This is a genomic window from Oceanobacillus massiliensis str. N'diop (genome assembly GCF_000285495.1).
In the GTDB taxonomy this organism is placed as follows: Bacteria; Bacillota; Bacilli; order Bacillales; family Amphibacillaceae; genus Oceanobacillus; species Oceanobacillus massiliensis.
This window is the reverse complement of the sequence record NZ_HE610981.1, coordinates 1-20,122: the sequence shown is the minus strand read 5'-3', so window position 1 is coordinate 20,122 and position 20,122 is coordinate 1. Positions and strand designations below refer to the sequence as shown.

20 protein-coding genes and 1 rRNA gene are annotated in these 20,122 nt (G+C 41.8%); 13 read left to right on the top strand and 8 right to left on the bottom strand.

Going from position 1 to position 20,122, the window contains the following annotated elements; all coding sequences use genetic code 11:
- Positions 1-551 precede the first annotated feature (551 nt).
- Genes OMHG_RS16545 through OMHG_RS16535 form a run of 3 tightly spaced genes read right to left on the bottom strand, consistent with a single transcriptional unit; the run spans position 552 to position 3,329 of the window.
- The gene (locus tag OMHG_RS16545) at positions 552-1,847 is read right to left on the bottom strand and encodes a TRAP transporter large permease (protein ID WP_010652013.1); all 1,296 of its coding nucleotides are present in this window, start codon (positions 1,845-1,847) and stop codon (positions 552-554) included.
- Positions 1,847-2,332, bottom strand: coding sequence for a TRAP transporter small permease (locus tag OMHG_RS16540; protein WP_010652012.1), 486 nt, complete (start codon positions 2,330-2,332; stop codon positions 1,847-1,849). The genes OMHG_RS16545 and OMHG_RS16540 overlap by 1 nt, the downstream gene beginning before the upstream one ends.
- Complete coding sequence (locus tag OMHG_RS16535; RefSeq protein WP_010652011.1) at positions 2,325-3,329, bottom strand: TRAP transporter substrate-binding protein; 1,005 nt, start codon at positions 3,327-3,329, stop codon at positions 2,325-2,327. The genes OMHG_RS16540 and OMHG_RS16535 overlap by 8 nt, the downstream gene beginning before the upstream one ends.
- A gap of 292 nt (positions 3,330-3,621) precedes the next feature.
- Here OMHG_RS16535 and gndA point away from each other — a divergent pair, with 292 nt between their 5' ends.
- The 5 genes from gndA (at position 3,622) to OMHG_RS18635 (ending at position 11,212) form a co-directional block, all read left to right on the top strand.
- Entirely contained in the window at positions 3,622-5,028 is a 1,407-nt protein-coding gene (gene gndA / locus OMHG_RS16530; protein WP_010652010.1) for an NADP-dependent phosphogluconate dehydrogenase, read from the top strand.
- A 635-nt stretch (positions 5,029-5,663) separates the two neighbouring features.
- Positions 5,664-7,136: a gluconokinase gene (locus OMHG_RS16525; RefSeq protein ID WP_010652009.1), complete on the top strand. Its 1,473-nt coding sequence runs from the start codon at positions 5,664-5,666 to the stop codon at positions 7,134-7,136.
- 468 nt (positions 7,137-7,604) lie between these two features.
- A complete protein-coding gene (locus OMHG_RS16520; protein WP_010652008.1) occupies positions 7,605-8,957 on the top strand; it encodes a gluconate:H+ symporter in 1,353 nt (450 codons plus the stop codon).
- Between the two features lie 255 nt (positions 8,958-9,212).
- On the top strand, positions 9,213-9,887 hold the full coding sequence (locus tag OMHG_RS16515) for a hypothetical protein (protein WP_010652007.1): 675 nt from the start codon (positions 9,213-9,215) through the stop codon (positions 9,885-9,887).
- Positions 9,884-11,212 carry an efflux RND transporter periplasmic adaptor subunit gene (locus OMHG_RS18635; RefSeq protein ID WP_010652006.1) on the top strand — a complete coding sequence of 443 codons (1,329 nt, stop codon included), beginning with the start codon at positions 9,884-9,886 and terminating at the stop codon, positions 11,210-11,212. The genes OMHG_RS16515 and OMHG_RS18635 overlap by 4 nt, the downstream gene beginning before the upstream one ends.
- Positions 11,213-11,338: 126 nt before the next feature.
- Here the strand turns inward: OMHG_RS18635 and OMHG_RS16505 are convergent, their stop codons facing one another.
- Complete coding sequence (locus OMHG_RS16505) at positions 11,339-12,190, bottom strand: YihY/virulence factor BrkB family protein (protein WP_010652005.1); 852 nt, start codon at positions 12,188-12,190, stop codon at positions 11,339-11,341.
- A 156-nt stretch (positions 12,191-12,346) separates the two neighbouring features.
- On the opposite strand from OMHG_RS16505, the gene OMHG_RS16500 reads away from it, so the two are divergent.
- The 3 genes from OMHG_RS16500 to OMHG_RS16490 are packed head-to-tail and all read left to right on the top strand — an operon-like array spanning position 12,347 to position 13,498.
- Complete coding sequence (locus OMHG_RS16500; RefSeq protein ID WP_010652004.1) at positions 12,347-12,826, top strand: DUF948 domain-containing protein; 480 nt, start codon at positions 12,347-12,349, stop codon at positions 12,824-12,826.
- 2 nt (positions 12,827-12,828) lie between these two features.
- Entirely contained in the window at positions 12,829-13,284 is a 456-nt protein-coding gene (locus tag OMHG_RS16495; protein WP_010652003.1) for a DUF948 domain-containing protein, read from the top strand.
- Positions 13,271-13,498 (top strand): hypothetical protein, encoded by a 228-nt coding sequence (locus OMHG_RS16490; RefSeq protein WP_010652002.1) that lies wholly within the window; start codon positions 13,271-13,273, stop codon positions 13,496-13,498. The genes OMHG_RS16495 and OMHG_RS16490 overlap by 14 nt, the downstream gene beginning before the upstream one ends.
- A gap of 111 nt (positions 13,499-13,609) precedes the next feature.
- On the opposite strand, the gene OMHG_RS18495 is transcribed toward OMHG_RS16490, so the two are convergent.
- Positions 13,610-13,777 (bottom strand): hypothetical protein, encoded by a 168-nt coding sequence (locus OMHG_RS18495; protein ID WP_154648250.1) that lies wholly within the window; start codon positions 13,775-13,777, stop codon positions 13,610-13,612.
- Positions 13,778-14,071: 294 nt separating this feature from the next.
- Complete coding sequence (locus OMHG_RS16485; RefSeq protein WP_010652001.1) at positions 14,072-14,521, bottom strand: DUF948 domain-containing protein; 450 nt, start codon at positions 14,519-14,521, stop codon at positions 14,072-14,074.
- A 161-nt stretch (positions 14,522-14,682) separates the two neighbouring features.
- On the opposite strand from OMHG_RS16485, the gene cwlD reads away from it, so the two are divergent.
- Together cwlD and OMHG_RS16475 are read left to right on the top strand one after the other, a co-directional pair.
- Positions 14,683-15,405, top strand: coding sequence for an N-acetylmuramoyl-L-alanine amidase CwlD (gene cwlD / locus OMHG_RS16480; RefSeq protein ID WP_010652000.1), 723 nt, complete (start codon positions 14,683-14,685; stop codon positions 15,403-15,405).
- Positions 15,406-15,496: 91 nt separating this feature from the next.
- Complete coding sequence (locus OMHG_RS16475) at positions 15,497-16,555, top strand: Mrp/NBP35 family ATP-binding protein (protein WP_010651999.1); 1,059 nt, start codon at positions 15,497-15,499, stop codon at positions 16,553-16,555.
- Positions 16,556-16,629: 74 nt separating this feature from the next.
- Here OMHG_RS16475 and gerD read toward each other — a convergent pair whose 3' ends face one another.
- The gene (gene gerD, locus OMHG_RS16470) at positions 16,630-17,292 is read right to left on the bottom strand and encodes a spore germination lipoprotein GerD (protein WP_010651998.1); all 663 of its coding nucleotides are present in this window, start codon (positions 17,290-17,292) and stop codon (positions 16,630-16,632) included.
- A gap of 134 nt (positions 17,293-17,426) precedes the next feature.
- Here gerD and OMHG_RS16465 point away from each other — a divergent pair, with 134 nt between their 5' ends.
- Positions 17,427-18,074 carry a KinB-signaling pathway activation protein gene (locus OMHG_RS16465; protein WP_010651997.1) on the top strand — a complete coding sequence of 216 codons (648 nt, stop codon included), beginning with the start codon at positions 17,427-17,429 and terminating at the stop codon, positions 18,072-18,074.
- Positions 18,075-18,192: 118 nt separating this feature from the next.
- Here OMHG_RS16465 and pdaB read toward each other — a convergent pair whose 3' ends face one another.
- Complete coding sequence (pdaB, locus tag OMHG_RS16460; protein WP_010651996.1) at positions 18,193-18,948, bottom strand: polysaccharide deacetylase family sporulation protein PdaB; 756 nt, start codon at positions 18,946-18,948, stop codon at positions 18,193-18,195.
- 354 nt (positions 18,949-19,302) lie between these two features.
- On the opposite strand from pdaB, the gene OMHG_RS16455 reads away from it, so the two are divergent.
- Positions 19,303-19,536, top strand: coding sequence for a hypothetical protein (locus OMHG_RS16455; protein WP_010651995.1), 234 nt, complete (start codon positions 19,303-19,305; stop codon positions 19,534-19,536).
- A 385-nt stretch (positions 19,537-19,921) separates the two neighbouring features.
- A 16S ribosomal RNA gene (locus OMHG_RS16450) occupies positions 19,922-20,122 on the top strand; the annotation flags it as partial.

The following is a 20,122-nucleotide window of genomic DNA, read 5'->3' as shown; positions in this document are numbered from 1 at the left end:
GCGAACTTTGCGAGCGAGGAGGCTTAGCGCGAGCCCGCGGAAAGCGTAGTGTATTTCCGGAGTGGAGATTACCACACCATAATTTCTACAAAAAATTGACAGAGCAGCATAGAATGAGGAAATTAACTTTGGATTTTTTTCTTAAGAAAAACTGAAGACGCTAAGACCCCGCTTGATGCACCTGCGTCTTCCAGCAACGCTTCGAAGCGTGCTTCCTCGGTGCAAGGGAGCAAGGAAGCAATCGCAAGTAGTACCCTGGCTTAGCGCGAGCCCGCGGAAAGCGAAGTGTATTTCCGGAGCGGGGATAAAGCATATCATCAAATTACATCGAAATGAATATCGGTAATTTTTTCAGAAAAGCAATTCACGCGGATCATGAATTTGCCAATGAGCCATTGACTGCAGAAGAAAAATTCAATAATTAAGAAGACGAAAAAAAGGCAGTAGCTTTTAAGGCATGCAAATGGATTGTAAAGGTTAATGCTATCAGAGGAACAAGAAGCCCCCGCTTGGCCGGATAGGAGTCAAAGCGGGGGCATTATCATTATATTTTAAAGTCCAAATAGTCTTGGAAGGAACAGACTGATTTGCGGGATAAAGGTGATAAGCAGCAGAACAAATGTAACGATGGCAAAGAATGGAATCAGCGTCCTGACGACCTGTTCGATTCGTACTTCTGCTACAGTGGCACCGACAAATAAAGCACTTCCTACTGGAGGTGTCATATTTCCGATACATAGGGAAAAACAGAGAATCATTCCGAAATGGACAGGATCCATCTGAAAGGTTTCTGCAACAGGCAGAAAAATAGGTGTAAAGATTAATACCCCTGGAGTGATATCCATAAATGTACCGACAAGCAGAAGGGTAGCAATCATAATCAACAGAATACCGGTCTGATTTTCGGTAATGGATAGCAGCGCATTGCTGATTGCCTGTGGTAGTCCCAAATAGGACATGACCAGCGAGAAAAGTGCAGAAGCAGTAATCAGAAAAAGGATCATCCCAGTTATCTCGATCGTTTCTTTCAATATCATTGGCATATCCTGAAGCCTTAAACGCTTATGAAGCAATGAGAGGATGGTGGCATAAAGCACTGCCACCGCCGCACCTTCTGTCGCTGTAAAGATACCTGCAATAATTCCCCCGATAACGATGACAATGAGCAAGAGGCTTGGAATGGCATCGCCTATTATCTTCATGGCCATTTTAAGGTTAGGAGGAGATGAGACTGAATAGCTTTCTTTCTTTGCCATGAAATAGGCAACAGCCATGACGCCTAACCCCCAAAGGATGCCAGGTATATAACCCGCCATAAACAATGCGGCTACCGAGGTTCCGCCGCTTGCGAGCGAGTAGACAATTACGACGGAACTTGGTGGAATGATAAGACCTGTCGGTGCGGATGCAATATTTACAGCAGCGGAATAGGTGCGCTTATATCCCTCTTTATCCTGCATTGGAGTCATAATTCGACCGATTGCTGCTGCAGACGCAACACTGGAACCTGCAATGGCGCCAAAGAGCATATTTCCAACCACATTGGTATGTGCCATCGATCCGGAAAGTCTTCCAACGAGTAATTTAGCAAGATTTACGAGACGGAGAGCGATACCACCTGCATTCATAATCACACCAGAGAGAACGAATAAAGGAATGGCAAGCATTGTAAAGTTATCAATCCCGGTTATCATGCGCTGGGCTGCTGTCATGATTGCTACATCGAATGGCAATACAAAAAGGAAGGCAAGGACAGAACTCAATATAATCGCTATTGCAATCGGTGCGCCAAACCATAAGAGGAAGAAGAAGCTGGTAAACAAGATGATCCCGGTAATTGTTTCCATTAGCTGCCAGCCTCCTCACCATGCGACTTGTTGCCAGCCCACATACTGTGTACGGTATAAAGGATGATCAGCAGACCGCAGACTGGTAACGAAGCATATACGATTCCCATTGAAATTCCAGTTGCAGCAGCTGTCTGAGCGGATGTCAGGAGTACTACTTTCATACCCCCATATACCATCAGTATTGCCATAAGGATTATAATGACGAGGTTGGTTATGGTTTCAAAAATTCCCTGCAATCGCTCATTGAATTTTTCCCGAAAGAATAGGATGGCAATATGCTTCTTTGCACCGAAAACATAAGCTGCAGTCATCAATCCGAACCAAATCAGCAGATATCTCGTTATTTCTTCGGTACCGGAAGTAGAGATATTTAAAGCATATCTCGCCAGGACCTGCCAGATGGAAAGAGACACCATCATGATTAATAGGAAGGATGAAAATGTCAGCAGTGTTTTGTCCATGAGGTTTTTTAGTCTATTCATCCGCACTTCCCCCCTTTAGCAATTGGTAGAGTTCTTTTGTCTGATCGCTCTTTGCATATTCGTTGTGAAGCGGCTGTACGGCATCTATAAATGGTTGCTTATCCACTTCAATGAATTCGACGCCCATTTCATTCTTGGCTATTTCTGTTTCTTCCTGTATGGCTTTCGACCATACATCTTCATGGTACAAGGTAGACTCTTGGGCAGATTTTTCAATAATCAGTCTTTCCTCGTCAGAGAATTGCTTCAATCGTTTGGCATTCATTATAAGGATATCCGGTACAATCTGGTGTTCGGTATACATATAATATTTGGCAACCTCGCCGTGATTGTTTCCTACTAAAGTGGTTGCGTTGTTCTCTGCTGCATCGATGACACCTGACTGCAGGGCGGTATATACCTCACTATAGGACATGGCAGTTGGTATACCACCAAGTGATTCAATCATCCTCACACTGGTTTGACTCGGCTGGACACGCACTTTCAGGCCTTTCATATCGCTTAACTCATGCACTTCCCTATTTTTCGTATATAGATTTCGCACGCCCGAATTATAATATGTTAATCCGATAAAGCCAATATTCTCTGTCAGCTGATAAACATGGTCGGATATGGATGGATCTCCCATTACTTCTTGAAACGCAGCATAGTCTTCAAATAAATAAGGAAGACTGAATACCGAGTAGTTGGGATCAAAACCTTCCAGTGCACTGGCACTGACTTTGGAAATATCAACAGCACCTGTCTGGGTCAGCTCAATAACCTCCCTCTCACTTCCGAGCTGGCCATTTGGATATATTTCTACTTGGATAGCATGATTTGATTTTTCCTCCACCAATCTGCCGAATTCCGCGAGCGATTTGTGGACAGGGTGGTCCAGTGGCTGGTTATGGGCAAGCTTCAATTGCTTTTGCCCAGTCTTCCCGTTTACATTTTCGCAGCCTGCAAGGTTTTGGATAACCAATAGGAACATTAGGACGAATAGAATTTTTTTCATACAGCAGCTTCCCCCTTTTCATATAACATCTATTTTTTAAAGATTGCGTCTATTTTTCTTATATTCCCTTTCTTAACCCGATTTAAGCGTGCAGTTGTGCGGCTCTTGAAAAAAGGGCGCCTATCTATATCATAGCATACGAATCAAATAGTTGATTCGTATGTCAGGAATAGTTACTATGAAAATGCCAAAAAATACGTTAAAATATAGATGTTTTGGAGTTCGGTCAATAATTCGGTATAATGATAATGATTCATTTCAAATAAAGTCACAAGAGAGGAAATGATTTAACTTGAAACAAGAAATTGGTGTAATAGGATTAGCGGTTATGGGTAAAAATTTAGCGTTAAATATCGAAAGCAGAGGATATTCTGTTGCTGTATTTAACCGTTCATATGACAAAACAGAAGCTTTTTTGACAAATGAGGCAAAAGGTAAAAAGTTTGTCGGATCCAAGACAATCGAGGAATTTGTCAATTCACTTGAAAAACCGCGCAAGATTCTGTTGATGGTTAAAGCCGGACCGGCAACTGATGCAACCATTGAATCTTTGCAGCCCTTCCTTGAAGAAGGCGATATTTTAATAGATGGCGGAAACACATTATTTGAGGATACAATCCGACGCAACAAGATGCTTGATGAAACCGGTATCCATTTTATTGGAACTGGAGTCTCGGGCGGAGAAGAGGGTGCACTTAACGGGCCGTCCATGATGCCTGGTGGCCAGAAAGAAGCATATGAGCTTGTTGCACCGATTTTTGAAGCTATTTCAGCAAAGGTTGATGGTGATCCATGTGTGACCTATATCGGACCAAATGGTGCCGGACATTTCGTAAAAATGGTTCACAATGGTATCGAATATGGCGATATGCAATTAATTGCCGAAGCCTATGATATTTTAAAAAATGTACTTGGCATGGATTCGCAAGAACTGCATGAAGTATTCACAGAATGGAACAAAGGGGAACTTGACAGCTATCTGATTGAGATTACTGCCGACATCTTTACGAAGACAGATGAAGAAACGGGCAAACCAATGGTGGATGTCATTATGGACAAAGCCGGCCAAAAGGGAACCGGTAAATGGACAAGTAAAAATGCCTTGGATTTAGGTGTTCCACTACCACTCATTACGGAATCTGTATTTGCCCGCTTCATTTCCTCATTGAAGGATGAGCGTGTGAAGGCAAGTAAAGTATTAAGCGGACCAGAAACAGGGGCTTATGATGGCAATCGCAAAGAACTAATCGAAGCGGTTCGTAAAGCATTGTACATGAGTAAAATCGTTTCTTATGCACAGGGATTCGCACAGCTGCGTGCTGCCTCAGAAGAAAATGGCTGGGATCTTCAATACGGCGAAATCGCAATGATCTGGCGCGGTGGATGTATCATCCGTGCAAACTTCCTGCAAAAAATCAAAGATGCCTATGATCGCGAACCGGAATTAGCTAATCTAATGCTGGATCCATACTTCAAGGAAGTCGTAGAGGGATATCAGTCCGCACTTCGTGAAGTTGTATCTGTTGCCATCAAAAACGGAATTGCAGTACCGACCTTCTCGAGTGCTGTTGCTTATTATGACAGCTATCGCACTGAGGATCTGCCGGCAAATCTGATACAGGCACAGCGTGATTACTTTGGTGCACATACGTACCAGCGCAAGGATAAAGAAGGAACATACCATACAAACTGGTTCTAAGCATATACATTAAAGTATCCAGCAATGAATGTGTATCCAAAGCCGGGTAACAGCTAACTAAATGAAAACTCCCTGTCTAATGTGAGCGGGGAGTTTTTAAATAAGGGAATCTCAGGCTGTAATTCCTGGAGGATAAATGCTGATAGATTGCCGGTTTATGTTGATAAAGCATCGGATTAGGCTGATATTTATGCCGCCGTCTATCTACCAGCTGTTCAAAACGACCAACTGAAAGTTAGGATACTAAAGCGAATGGCACCTAATATAAAGTGTTTCATAAAAATCAGCTGCTAACTGCCTTGCGTAATCGATACTAGTCAACGAAATCTCCGCCGGATAAGGGAATAGTACGAAAGACAGTTCAGGAACAGGGCCAGGCAAGTTGACTCGAAAAATCCTTCATGATATTCTATTTCCAATAATTAGTTTACTAGTAAACAATCTACTATTGCTTTGAAAGGGATTACATAGACCTTGCTGCCTTATACATAGGCGCAAGTTACGGGAACGACGCCAATATATTATAGACCATATTGACGATATAGAATGATCAAAACGGAGGCTTTGGGGGAAAATCACCTTCAAAGTTTTTCTTTATTTGAGGAATAATGAAGTCTGCAAAGGATGCGATGACGATGAAAAGAAAATTAGCTATCGGGCTTGATATAGGCACAACGAGCGCTAAAGCAGTCGCTTTTGATTTAAAGGGGAAGTTAATTGCCGAAGCGGAAGAAAGGCTCACCACCATTTATCCGCAATCAGGATGGGTGGAACAGAATCCGGATGAAGTAGAGAAAGCATGCAGGATCGTAATGAACAAAATCATCCAGGAAGTCGGAAAAGGGCATGAACTGCTTGCAGCAGGTATCTCATGTGCTATGCATTCCCTCATTTGTATGGATGAAAATGTCAAACCGCTATCCAATATGCTCATCTGGTCAGACGGAAGGAGCTGTGAGCAGGCAGAAAGAATCGGGCAGTCAACAGGAATGGATATATATTCCAGGACAGGAACCCCAATCCATCCGATGACACCATTGATGAAACTCATATGGATGCGTGAAAATAAGTATGAAGCCTATGAAAAGGCCGCCTATTATATGACTTTTAAAGAATATTTGCTGCATAAATGGTTTGGAAATTGTGCCATTGACTATTCGATGGCCTCCTCTACAGGGTTAATGAATATAAAAACGCTGGACTGGGACGAAGAGGCCTTGGATTTAGCGGGGATTAAGCGCGAACAGCTTTCCAGGATTGTTCCGCCAACAGAAATATTTTCAAGCCTTGATAAAGCAATTGCGGAAGAAACAGGTATCCCAGCTGACATGCCATTCATCATTGGAGCTGCAGATGGACAACTGGCAAATCTGGGTAGCGGGGCAACCTCTCCTGGAGAAGTCAATGTATCTGTCGGAACGAGTGGTGCTATCAGGCAGTTCGTGACAGGTACACCTGTAAATGATGAGATGGAGACATTTACGTATGCCTTTACCAAAGATACATCCATTATAGGAGGGCCAACAAATAATGGCGGGATTGCCTTACAATGGTTTAAAGACATGATTGAGTTTAAAGGTACACATGATGAACTGCTGGCAGGGGCAGAAAATGTGGAACCGGGCTCGGATGGCATTATCTTTCTGCCTTATATTAATGGTGAAAGGGCGCCATTATGGAATCAGAGGGCGAGAGGAAACTTCTACGGACTATGTATTGGCCATGAAAGAGATCATTTAGCCAGGGCGGTACTGGAAGGAATTGTTTTTAATATTTATCAGATTGGAAAATCTTTGGAAAAAATGGCAGGAGAACCTCGAAAAATAACGGTAAACGGCGGTCTTTCCAAATCACCGCTATGGGTACAGATTATGGCAGATGTATTCGGAAGCGACATCTATCTGTCCGATACGCATCATAATGCTGCCTGGGGTGCAGCTTGGACTGCTTTAGTCGGAATTGGGGCAGCTGAATCCTTTGATGCAATTAAGGAGAACCTCCCGGCCGAAACCGTAATCAAACCAAATATGGCCAACCATGAAGTCTATATAAAAATCTACGAAAGATATGAAAAGATAGCAGAGGATTTACATAGCTACTTCATTTAAAAATCCTAGTAAAGTCATTCACGACTGTCTTGCTGCTGAGAAGGTCTATAGCTTAAATAGTGGATTGAAAAGATAAGCTCGGAGGCTCGTTAAGAGGTATTTAACGACCTTTCGGGCTTTTTATTGCGTATTAATTTTGAAAAATATAATTATTGTCTTTAATAAATACTTGAAATAAGAAGCGCTTACAACTATAATTAGATTGGATAGTAATCAAATTAAATCTTTGAAATTGAATAAGGTAATTGGAATCAGAAAAACAAAATGAAAGCGGTTATATTTCGGCGGCTATAGGTTAAAGGGATTCATTATGTGATTTTCTACCTTGATAAATAGCATTGGATTGAGGGGAATAAAGGGCTAAGGAAGGTTAATCATTTTTCCGGCCAATCTTTAAAAGAAATAGAAGACTACATATTATCCAGGGGAAATGCCGGCTTACAAAAAGAAAAAAGGGGAGAGAAAGTCATGCCATTAATCATTACTGCATTAGGTATATTGCTTTTATTGACCATGATTATGAAATTCAAAATCAATACGTTGATTACATTGATTGTCGTTTCATTCGTATTGGGTCTGGCGCTAGGGATGCCGATAAACGAGATAATAGAATCCGTTGAGGCAGGCCTCGGCGGTACAATGGCCAGTACAGGATTAATATTTGGATTTGGTGCCATTCTCGGCAAATTGATAGCTGATGCGGGGGGAGCACAGCGAATTGCAATGACTCTGATTGCAAGATTTAATGAGAAGTGGGTGCAATGGGCGGTTATTCTTACATCTTTCATCCTTGGGATTGCCTTGTTTTTCGAAGTTGGTCTTGTATTGTTGATTCCAATTGTTTACCAGATTGCCAAACAGACTAATATATCCTTTCTATGGTTAGGGCTGCCAATGGTTACAGCCTTATCTGTAACCCATGCATTCCTTCCGCCGCATCCGGGTCCTACGGTTATATCTGCTCAATATGGTGCTAATATTGGCCTGGTATTACTTTATGGTCTCCTTATTTCCATTCCGACCATAATTATTGCGGGACCACTGTTTACAAGATATGCGAAGAAATTCGTACCGACAGCATTTGAAAAGGCGGCAGAAGGAAGCATCGCTAAATTGGGAGATGCCAAACAATATAAATTAGAAGATACTCCTGGTTTCGGTGTCAGTGCAATTACAGCTGTATTCCCAGTTATTCTAATGGGGCTTTCGACCATCTTTACGTTAGTAAAGGATACAATGGGAATTGGCGATAGTTTCTTTTTTGACATGATAGCTGCTATCGGAGCTCCTTCCATGGTAATGTTATTATCATTATTGCTTTCGCTCTATACAATGGGGATTGCCCGCGGGATTCCAATGGAGTCGCTGATGAAGTCGGCAGAGGGTTCTGTGAAAGCTATTGGAATGCTGCTATTGATTCTGGGAGCGAGTGGTGCACTGAAAGAAGTACTGATGGATGGTGGCGTTGGTGATTATGTAGCGCTAATATTCGAAGGGAGTACCATTTCACCACTGTTTCTTGCCTGGTTAATTGCAGCTGTCATTCGAGTTGCACAAGGCTCTGCAACGGTATCTGCGTTAACGACTGCCGGCCTTGTATTACCGCTACTTGCAGATACAGATGTTAACCTTGCTCTAGTCGTACTGGCAACTGGTGCTGGCAGTGTCATTGCTTCACATGTCAATGATACCGGTTTCTGGATTATCAAAGAGTCATTTGGTTTGACGATGAAGGAAACATTTGCAACCTGGACAATTTTAGAGACACTTATCTCTGTAAGCGGTTTGGTTTTTGTATTGCTTCTAAGCTTATTTGTATAATTGACAGATTTGACAAAGCCCTGAATTAATCCTGTTCAGGGCTTTTATTTTATGCCATAAGGCTATACCAAAGTGAATGAAGCAACGTGGAACAACTAAGAGGCTCCCCTTTGGAAGGCAGGTATTTTTGTGAACGTCCCTTTATAGTACTTATGGCATATATTGTCATAAAATGGAACAAAATTCATAGTATTTCATCAAATTATACGTTAATATGATGGTACTAGGGTTAGTTAGTGGAAAAGGATGTGGGTCATGACATATCGTGTTCGTTTATTTGGTCTCCTCTTTTCAATGGAGGACAATCTCTTTCGAATTAAAAAGGCAGAGCAGCTGCAAAATTTATGGAAAATAAATATATTCCTTGTTCTGGCTGCAATTGGAGTATATGTGTGGATGGCTTTTCTTGGAATGGGATCAGAAGGCATTTCCGCTAAGGCGATGACGCTCTCGCAGCCTTTATATGAGACTGGCAAACTAGGATTTATTGCAGGAAGAGCTATTTATGGACTGTTGTTTGCATTCGTCATTTTATTTGTTCCAAGTCTTTTGTTTTATCTTCTGACTGGTATTCCATATAAGAAGCTGTTGATCATGCAGCAGGTTGTGCTTATTGTTATGCTGGTTGAACGGTTAATATGGATTCCGCTTGTGCTGTTTGCTGGGCTCAACTGGCAGGTTTCTCCTTTATCGTTCGGTATCATCGCATCCTACATAACGGAAACATCCTGGATCATTTATTTTTTTGGAGCAATCACCATATTCCACCTGTGGATTATCCGATTCCAGGTTAAATACCTTTCCAGCTTTTCAGAATCAAAAAGATATATTCTTTGGCTGAATGTCATCTTATTATTCTTCCTTGGCTGGTGCCTTGCTGCATTGACCGCATATACGGATACTTATTTATTAAGTGGGTGGTTTGGATGAGGAAACGGAGAATCATTCAAGTGCTTATCATGGTGTTTATTGGAGTGAATTTCCTTCTTGTCTATCTTGATGATGAAGGGAAAATAGAAAGAACAGCTTATATTAGCAAGTGGTCCGAAAGTTTTGAAGCAGATATGGCTGAAAAAATGTATAAAGAGGGTGTGCTGACGGCAGCGGGTGAAGAACAGGTCTATTTTGATGAAAAGCTCGGAACCTTTCAGGAATTTCTAGTGGACGAAGGTAGCATGGTCAATGCCGGTGATTCGCTTTATACATATACAGTAGATAACTATTATGAGGCGGAAGCTGATCTTAGAGCCGAAAGCGGTCAAATCAGTGGTGAAATTGCTGCAATCGAAACAGCCATTTCCCAAATGGAGATGTACTTTGTTCCGATGAATATGACGGAAACTCCGAGTGCTTTTACCTTAACGGAAGATCAGCTGGAGGTAGAATTTCCGCAGACCTCCATCGAAGCTGATTTATTGAAAGAGCAGTATTTGGTGGAAAAGGAAAAGGAACTATCGCAAAAAAGGGCCCAGCTTGCCGCGGTCGAAGCTCAGCTAACTGAACTCCAGGCATCTGGAGATACGATTACTGTCCAAAGTCCTTATGCTGGTAGAATCAGTAATTTAAATGAAACCCTTGATCATCCGGTTATCACAATAGAGGAGACGGACTTGGTTGCTATCGGGGAATTAACCGAACAAGAACGTAAGCAAATGCAGGAAGGTCTTGCAGCTGAGGTGGAAGTTCAGGAAATGAGCACGCAGCTGGAAGGGGCAGTCCAGGAAGTAGGCGAAAAGCCTGCGTCGATTAAAGTAGACGGAGAAAGCATGTATCCTTTTACAATTTCTTTTACTGAAACGAATGATTCAGAAGCGGATGAAGGTGCTAATGCGGATGAAGCAGAGAATCTGGATGAAACAGAAAGTGGAGATGAAGTGGCAAATGCAGAGAACACAGAAGAAGCAGAGCAGCTGCTTCCCGGCTATCATGCCAATCTTGCCATTACAATGGAAGAGTCGCCTGGAGCAACTGTCCTTTATGAAGAAGCTGTGTTTACAGACTCTGTCTGGAAAATGACCAGTGAAGGAAAACTTGTTGAACAGGGAATCGTAACCGGCCTAATGGTAGATAGCATGGTTGAAATTGTTGAAGGTGTGGAAGTTGGGGACTGGGTCGCGGTCGAACCGCCAAGTCTATTTCATCATGAGGCAAATTTCATCACACCGCTGCGATGGAAGCAATTAACGAGGGATTCTTTCGCAAACACGGAGAATACCTGGACTGAAAATATCTGGTCCGGCTTGCTCTCCAGATAGAAAAACAACTTGTGTCCAAACATTGCGTATGGATACAAGTTGTTTTGTTTTATCCGAGCTATTTCTAACCTTTCTCCGGGACTGCGAACTGAAATGCTGCTTCTGGACGGTCACGTTAGATTCTGTTTAGATGTTCGCTGCCTTATGGAGTTCGGCATCTTGCTGGATCTGCTTTCTGTGATACATCACATTTACGATTGCTCCGGTCATGAGAATCAGGCCTGTGAGGAAGAACCAGATCATGAGAATAATAATACCTCCAAGACTCCCATAAGTTGCAGAATAATTTCCAAAGTTGCTTATATAAATGGAAAACCCTAAGGAGATTGCCTGCCAAAGGATGCTTGCCAAAAGGGCGCCAGGTATAACGTGCTTAAACGGGAACTTCTTATTCGGTGCAAAATGATACAGGCACATCAATAGGGCGGTAATGACCACGATGCTTACAACATATCGAAGAATTTGCAGGGTGACAGTCATTTCTGAACTGATTCCTAGGAAAGATACAATAAACCCGAGAATGACATCACCGAATACAGGAAGCAAGATGGCAACGATAATTGCCACAATCATACCGACCGTCAGTATAAAGTCAAGTAAACGTACCACAATAAAGGAACGTGTTTCTTCTACATCATATGCTTCATTGGAAGCCTTAATAAATGCATTGATCCCGTTTGACGCTGACCAGAGTGTCCCGATAATACCGACAGTAAGCAAGCCGCCCTGTGGGGTCTCCACAAGGCTGGCGATATTTTCTTCAAAGATAGAAGAAAGTTCCCCGGGCATCACGGTTTTAATGAGGCGCATCGCCTCATCAGGGCTGATGTTAAAGTAGGGAATGATTGCAAAGGCGACAACCAATAAAGGAAAGATGGCCAATAAAAAATAATATGCCAGAGAGGCAGCGAGCATTGTGACATTATTTTCTTTGAATCTGGTCATAAATTCTTTCGAACGATTCTTTAATGCAGACATAATATTCCTCCCTCATAGAACTTTTATTTGGTCTATACCCAAGAAAGCAAACGATTAATCTTTTAAGGTAAAGAAGGGGGAAAACGTTTTATTTATGGAAGCAGGTGGTATAATATTGTCAAAGTATAATTTTGCCAAAAGGAGGTAAGTTTACATATGGATATCCTGTATTTGGGAATTCTATTGTGTTCGATTGCATTTGCAATTGTAGCTATCTATATATCCATGGTGCTGAAGCGCCTTACAGATACGCTCAAGTCACTTGGAAGTTCAATGGGTGAGCTGGAAAGAGAAATGGAATATATTACACCGCAACTAACGCAAACGGTAAGGGAATCAGATAAACTTATTGATGACATTAGTGATAAAATCAAGGCGACGGATAGCTTGTTTGATTCAGCTGAAAATATAGGGGCTTCCGTTAACACACTGAATGAAGTATATAGTGAAAAGAGCAAGAATGTATCCGACGTTGAAATGGAGCAAAAGATGAAACCTTTTGTCGGTGGAATTACCTGGAGCGAAGCGGCAGTTCAGCTCTTTAAAAAGTGGAAATCGGCAAAGCGGACAGGTAAAAATGAATTAATGGTACAGCAAACAGAAATGGTACCTGCAAAAACAGGAAGAGAGGGATAAGAATGACTTTAGTCGGGATAGGTGTACTGCTCATTGGAGTAGCATTTATTATTTTAGCGATATTTATTGGACATGCATTGAATAATCTGGCGGGTGTGCTTCGTGGAGTTGATAAGACGGTGCAGCAGCTTCCGGATCAATTGGATAACATCTTTAAAGAAACAGGTAATATGATCAGTGAGAGCAACCATACCTTAGCTGATGTTAATGATAAACTTCACCAGCTAAGCCCGCTGTTCTACATCATCGGTGACGTTGGAAATGCTACAAGGAAGGTATCGTCCTCCTTGGTTGATGTTACAGAATCCATCAAGGTAAAAACAGAAGGCGGAAAAGACACTGCTGACAGCAACAAGCTCGGTGGCCTCTACGGTTCATTTGCTTTAGGATATTACTGGTTGAAGAAACGCCAGGAAATGAAGAAAGCAAAAGGAGAATTCACGAATGGAAACCAGTAGCCAAAAGAAAAATACGGCTTTGATGCTCAGTATTGCTGGTGGAATAACGTTGGGCTGGTCGTTAAAAACATATCTCTCCAAACAACAGCAATTGGAAGAACATCAAACCATTATTCAGCGTTTGAAAGGGTTTGAAAAGAGGCTCTATGAAGACGGCAGAGAGCGAGCCGCAGCTATTGAAGGGATTAAACAGGAAGTGGAAAGTGACATCTAGCGAGTATAATGAATCCCTGCGTGGAAGCGGGGATTTTATATTTTCGTCAAAAATAGACATACATAAAACAAGCAGGCCATTACTAAAAATTACAATCCTCAGACAAATGTCTTAGAAAGTGAACTCTGAACGTGAATTTTTTAGCGCGGTTGCGTTTTTAATATAAATTCCATAATCACCGAAGGGACTGGTCGTAGATTTCAGCTCCGGGAAGTCGCTTTCAGCGGGCGCGGCTTCAGCCTCCTCGCGGAAAAGCACCGCTGTGGGGTCTTCAGACACGTGCTATTCCCGCAGGAGTCGACTTCCCTGCACTTCCATCAACCATATTCCTAGCAGTCATTCATATTTACATGCTAGGAAGCAAAGGCACCAAACTAGCGAAGGAAATACACCAAGCCTTGATAGTTCGTTACGAAAATATCCAAAAATAAAATCCGAACTGATTTTGATATGCTCCCCCAAAGATAAAACAGATTTTTATTTATTAATCTGTCTACCATAGGGGGGCATATCATTTTTCATCGTCCGGATTTTTACTTTGACTTAAATGCTGTTGCCTAGCCTTGTTGCTTTCTAATGCATGCTGACGGTGTTTTGTTCTTTTTTCATTTCTTTGCTTTTTTGGAAGAGGAAGTACCCGAGAGTCAAGGCTCCATATAATCCCTTGAGATTTTTTCGGGAAGTGAATTCATTTGCGTTTTGAGTGCTTACTTTCATATCGTCAACGGCATTTACCATGGATGAGGACAACTGATTTGTTGTTCTTCCGGCATCACCGACAATATGAAATACTGGACTTAATTCTTTCACCTGACTATTGACCTGATGAAGGGTCTCCACTCCGGTCCCGAGTGCCTTTGTTGTTTGTGAAGTAATGTCTTCAACGGTTTTCGGCAATTCATCCGTCGTTTTTTGCAGGCTGCGGAATACCGCTGCTAAATTATTCAGTGGTTTGATCAGAAAAACGACCAATCCAATGAAGCCAATTCCAATAATGATAAGACCAATGCCTATCCAGATCATGTCACTAGTTCCCTCCTAATTATCTCTTTGCTTTTCATAATACCACTTCTGCTATTTCGATAAACGTGCTCTAAGGCTTAGCATACCACAAATGGATAGTCATAATCCTGTAACATGTCCCATAAATATTTAGGAGAGATCAATTAGGAGGAGCGGATCAAATGGGGCGAAGGATGAAGGTCGTGTATTGGATAATTGGAGCATTCTTATTGGCTTTCCTGATTCAGTATCCGATCAACCAGCGTGAGGTCAATACCAATAATTCATGGTCGCTGCCGCTCTCAGGCAAAACGATTGTGATTGATCCGGGACACGGCGGTCCGGATGGTGGGGCGGTTGGATCAGATGAAACCTTAGAAAAGGATATCGCACTCGAAGTTTCTAAAATGGTTCAAAGTTATTTACAGCAAAATGGAGCACTTGTCTATTTGACAAGGGAGGAAGACAAAGACTTGGCGGGTGAGGATACGAAGGGACTTGCCAGAAGAAAGTCAGAGGATATTCGTAATCGTTTGGAGTTCATTCATGATAAGAATCCTGATTTCTTCTTGACCCTGCATTTAAATGCTCTGCCTTCTACGCAATGGAGAGGGGCGCAAACCTTTTATTATCCTGAATTTGAAGAGAATAGGCATCTGGCCAAAATGATTCAAGAAGAAATCATTCGAAATATGGAAAATACGAATCGGTCACCATTAGCTATAAATGGCATCTATTTACTCAAACATGCCCAAGTTCCTGGAGCCCTGGTTGAGATAGGTTTTCTATCCAATCAAGAGGAAAGGGAATTATTAAAGCAGGAAGACTATCAAAGAAAAATGGCGGCCAGCATTTACGAAGGTATCTTGCGGTATTTGACAGAGCCGGTAGAAGAGGAAGAGTGAAACCGCCACCATAGTGCATATCACTTAGATTTTATGCGAATTATGTTATACTAGCAATTGGAGTACTAACATAAGGGGATGGTGACTTATAATGCTGACAAAAGAGGAAGTTGTGCAACTGCTTAATCCTGTTAAGGATCCTTTTTTACATATAACACTTAAAGAGACTGGCGGAATTACGAATGTATCCATTAAGGAAGATAAAAAGCATGTCAGTGTCAAAATTGGCATTTCAAAGACGAATACTGCTGAACAAATGCAATTACAGCAGGAAATTGTCGGAATTCTAAAGCGCAACGGTGCAAACACTGTTGGATTGCGTTTCGAACAGCTGCCAGAGGAAGTCATCCAAAAATATCAGCCCGCAGCAGAAGAGGCACAGGTCTCTTCATTAATGGGCGGAAATTCGAATACCAAGTTTATTGCGGTGGCTAGCGGTAAGGGTGGTGTAGGGAAATCAACGGTAACGGTTAACCTTGCAGTATCACTCATGCGATTAGGCAAAAAGGTTGGTATTATCGATGCAGATATATACGGGTTCAGTGTACCGGATATGATGGGTGTGGAACAGCGCCCGGCTGTTCGCGGCCAAAAGATTATACCTGTTGAACGATTTGGGGTTAAGGTAATATCCATGGGATTCTTTGTTGAGGATAACTCGCCGATCATTTGGAGAGGGCCAATGCTGGGCAAGATGATCAACAGCTTCTTTTCGGAAGTGGAATGGGGAGATTTGGACTATCTGCTTCTTGATTTGCCGCCGGGCACTGGAGATATTGCCATGGATATCCATGAGCTCCTGCCAACATGTAAAGAAATTATTGTAACTACGCCGCACCCTACTGCAGCCTTTGTTGCAGCAAGAGCGGGCCAAATGGCATTGAAAACCGAACATGAGATTCTGGGCGTTGTTGAAAACATGGCCTATTTTGAAAGCAAGAAAACCGGGGAAAAAGAATTTGTGTTTGGTGAAGGCGGAGGTACGAAGCTTGCAGAAGTGCTGCAAACAAAAGTACTTGGGCAATTGCCTATCCAACAGCCATATGAGGAAGAGGATGTCTTTGCACCTTCTGTCTATCAGGAGGATCATCCAAATGGAAAAGAGTTCCATCGAATCGCTGCGAAAATCATTGCAAAATTAGAAGAATAAATAAACAGGGCGTCCTGAGTGCGGGCGCCCTGTTTATTTTTTACGTGAGATGAGTGGATGGGATTGTAAGGCGATTATTGTCCACCGCCACCGGCGCCACCACCACCGCCGCCGGATCCTCCACCACCACCGCCATTTGAACCAGACTCTGAGTCGCCTCCAGATTGCTCTCCGCCGCCTTCTTGACCACTACCCTGTTCTTCGGCAGCTTTTAGCAGTATTTCCTGGATTTTGGCCTGGAATAGAGGGGTTTCCAATGTTTGTGTGATGGTATCCTCCAAATGGGATCGGAACTGCTGGCTTTTCAAAATGGTCAGCATTTGATCGGTTATTTCCGGATTTTGCAACAAATCCATCATTTGCTTCTGATAGTCTGCATCATTCATCAGATCCTTCATTAATTTCTTTTGCTCTTCAGACATGGATTTCGCATAACCTTCGACAAATTTAGGATCTTCGAATAAGGTGCTCCACATTTCTTTTCCCTTATCGGAAACAAGGGTTTCATTAATGGAGGATTTGACTACGTCTGATTGAATGACCAGTTCTTGTTTCACTTTCTCATCGGCCATCACTTCGGACAAAGCCTTCTTCCCGTCTTCTGTCTGTAATATATCAACAACCATTTTCTTCGTTGCTTCGTAATCGGCTTCCTTGCCTGTAGCAGCTTCTCCATTGCAAGCTGTTAGCAGTGAAAAGGATATCCCGAGGAGTGTAATGAACACTATGCGTATCATTAGGAATTGTTCCTCCTTCCTATATCCTTTAATATGAGTGACAAATTTATAAAATATGCACTTCCAATGGGAAAATAAAAGCACTTCATGCTAAAATATGAACTATCATGTGTGCTGAAGTAGGAGGATTTATAGTGAGCAGTCAAAAATTGGTAAATTTTTTATTGAAAACGTTTATAATCGGCGGGGCTGCAGGACTTCTGATAAGCTTCTTTGTTAAGCCTGAAGATTATCTTGCATATTTAAACCCGTTTGATTTTATGGAAGTCCTTGGACTATTATTATTTTTTATTGGCTTAGGTTTAACCTTTAGTGTAGTTAGTATGACCGGATTTTTTGCCTATTTGTTTATCCACCGAATGGGATTAAGCCTGTTTAGGTCGTTCTGGTCTATGGTTCAGATTATATTAATCGCGTTTGTACTGTTTGATTTAGTATATTTTCCGTATCGGGCGGCCGACGGAGAAGTATCAATGCTTTGGTATATTCTAATGTCTGCCGCATTACTGATAATCGGCTGGGTTGTTGCAAAAAGGAAAGCAAAAGAAACAAACCAGAGCGCCTTTATCCCTGCTCTGTTCTTTATGGTTGTCATTACAACGGTGGAATGGGTACCGGCATTGCAGGTGGAAGGCACGGACTATGTTTGGCTGATGATTGCGCCGCTGCTCGCATGCAATACGTATCAATTGCTTACATTGCACCGGATTAACAAAGCAGTTAAACAGGAACGAACCGACAAGAAATCATCAGGCAAGCAAGCGAATGCCCGGAATATATAGGCAAAAACCTCTGATCCATTCGGGATTAGAGGTTTTTTAATGAATTTTTTGCGTAAGTGGCAATGCTTTCGATTGCACCATTATATAGAGAAATCATAACGACTGGCTGTTTTCAAGGTTATTCAACGATTTTAGTCTCTGCGTGGGCCTGATTCATCAGCTCAGAAATGGTTACAAGCTGAAACCCTTTATTCACTAAACCCGGTAAAATGGTCGATAAGGCATCCGCGGTTTGTTTTGCTGCGTCTGAGGCATGGAGTAACAGGATGTCACCATTTGTGGTATTCTTCATTACGGTATCAATAATTTCTGATGTTCCGGGATTTTTCCAATCATTTGGATTAATGTTCCAATGGATCACTTTGAACTCTAAGCTCTCTGCAAGCTCAATGATTTCTTTATTGAAATGGCCACTTGGTGTCCGGAGCAGCTCTACATCTTCATACCCAAGCTTCTCAAAAACATCACGTGCATAGAGCAAGTCCTTTCTCACTTGGTCAATTTCCTGATCAAGGTAGCTTTTATAACGATAACCCAACATCCCAAGCTCATGTTTCCCATCTGATATTTTCTGGAGTATATCCGGATGGCGCTCTGCCCATTCACCACTCACAAAAAATGTTGCCTGTACCTCCTCTTCTTCCAGTTTCTTGAGGATATCGAGTGCCCTCTCTTCGCCCCAGCTAATATTGAATGTCAATGCAATATTTGGTTCATCTGCATTTCCCTTTGACAAAGCAACCGGTGTTTCATTGGAGAAAACGGAGAAAACCATTTCTTTCTGTGACCAAAATAAAAGAGCGCTAATCAGTGCGAGTGAAATAATTAACCAGCCTTTAATTCGCTTTCTTCCTATTACATAAAAATGATCCATGCATTTTCCTCCCGCTTATCAGTCGTTCTACCTTTATGTTTATGATAAAAGGAGCAAAATATGAACAAGCCCTAGCACTGAAATGTATATATCATTCGGAGAAAAACTAAAAAAACTGGATGAAAGGATAGGGAATAGGGGAATAGTAGACTTAACGATGGATATGTTCTTGTACAATTTAGATTAACGCAGAAAAACAGAAACAAAAACTCCAACAACCGACAAAATTCGTCAAAGCTGACGAATGAATGTGGTGTACCTTTTTGAAAAAAATTAAACGTAGTATGCAACGAAGAAAAGAGATCTTCATAAAATATATGATGGTACAGATTTGAGAACTAAGAGGTGAAAGAGATGTTAGGACTGTTAATTAATGAAATGGAACAAAAGGAAATCGAATATCTTTTAAAAAGAGAACTGGAAGAGCTATTGCTGGATATGGGAGATAATCGGATTGATCATATGGTCAAACGGGCGATGAGAGAAAGGTATCGTGTGCTGTTTCAAATGCTGCGCCGTGTAGCAAGCGAACAGGATTGCATGAAATATATGCCGAAGCGAAGAGAAACCTATAGAAGTAACGACTAAATTAATGCTTGAAATAAAGCTGTTTATCCAATCACTAAAAATATAGACTAATTTTAATTATTTTTTTTCGGAATTTCTATTGCCCTATATAATTTATTATGATATATTATTTTCTGTTGTCGCTTTATGAAACAACTTCTTGAAAAAACATAGAAAAACATTCATAAAACATGTTGACAATAAACGGAATGCATGATACATTATATCTTGTCCCAAAAACGACGGGACATGAAATTGATCTTTGAAAACTGAACAAAACAACCAGTATGTCAACCAAAAAGAAACTTGTTTCTTTTTGAAATAACTCAATAAGTTTCACTTATTGAGAAAGCAAGAAGCTAAGAACACAAATGGAATTGACCGGTGTCGATTCTATTCAAACACTTTTATGGAGAGTTTGATCTTGGCTCAGGACGAACGCTGGCGGCGTGCCTAATACATGCAAGTCGAGCGCGGGAAGCAAGCTGAACCCTTCGGGGTGACGCTTGTGGAACGAGCGGCGGACGGGTGAGTAACACGTGGGCAACCTGCCTGTAAGATTGGGATAACTCGCGGAAACGTGAGCTAATACCGAATAATACTTCTT

Coding starts and splice junctions, on each gene's coding strand:
- OMHG_RS16515 (WP_010652007.1), top strand. CDS start 9,213: ATGACATATCGTGTTCGTTTATTTGGTCTCCTCTTTTCAATGGAGGAC.
- OMHG_RS16520 (WP_010652008.1), top strand. CDS start 7,605: ATGCCATTAATCATTACTGCATTAGGTATATTGCTTTTATTGACCATG.
- OMHG_RS16495 (WP_010652003.1), top strand. CDS start 12,829: ATGACTTTAGTCGGGATAGGTGTACTGCTCATTGGAGTAGCATTTATT.
- cwlD (WP_010652000.1), top strand. CDS start 14,683: ATGGGGCGAAGGATGAAGGTCGTGTATTGGATAATTGGAGCATTCTTA.
- OMHG_RS16545 (WP_010652013.1), bottom strand. CDS start 1,847: ATGGAAACAATTACCGGGATCATCTTGTTTACCAGCTTCTTCTTCCTC.
- OMHG_RS16455 (WP_010651995.1), top strand. CDS start 19,303: ATGTTAGGACTGTTAATTAATGAAATGGAACAAAAGGAAATCGAATAT.
- OMHG_RS16540 (WP_010652012.1), bottom strand. CDS start 2,332: ATGAATAGACTAAAAAACCTCATGGACAAAACACTGCTGACATTTTCA.
- OMHG_RS16535 (WP_010652011.1), bottom strand. CDS start 3,329: ATGAAAAAAATTCTATTCGTCCTAATGTTCCTATTGGTTATCCAAAAC.
- OMHG_RS16505 (WP_010652005.1), bottom strand. CDS start 12,190: ATGTCTGCATTAAAGAATCGTTCGAAAGAATTTATGACCAGATTCAAA.
- OMHG_RS18635 (WP_010652006.1), top strand. CDS start 9,884: ATGAGGAAACGGAGAATCATTCAAGTGCTTATCATGGTGTTTATTGGA.
- OMHG_RS16475 (WP_010651999.1), top strand. CDS start 15,497: ATGCTGACAAAAGAGGAAGTTGTGCAACTGCTTAATCCTGTTAAGGAT.
- OMHG_RS16500 (WP_010652004.1), top strand. CDS start 12,347: ATGGATATCCTGTATTTGGGAATTCTATTGTGTTCGATTGCATTTGCA.
- OMHG_RS16485 (WP_010652001.1), bottom strand. CDS start 14,521: ATGATCTGGATAGGCATTGGTCTTATCATTATTGGAATTGGCTTCATT.
- OMHG_RS16525 (WP_010652009.1), top strand. CDS start 5,664: ATGAAAAGAAAATTAGCTATCGGGCTTGATATAGGCACAACGAGCGCT.
- OMHG_RS16490 (WP_010652002.1), top strand. CDS start 13,271: ATGGAAACCAGTAGCCAAAAGAAAAATACGGCTTTGATGCTCAGTATT.
- pdaB (WP_010651996.1), bottom strand. CDS start 18,948: ATGGATCATTTTTATGTAATAGGAAGAAAGCGAATTAAAGGCTGGTTA.
- gerD (WP_010651998.1), bottom strand. CDS start 17,292: ATGATACGCATAGTGTTCATTACACTCCTCGGGATATCCTTTTCACTG.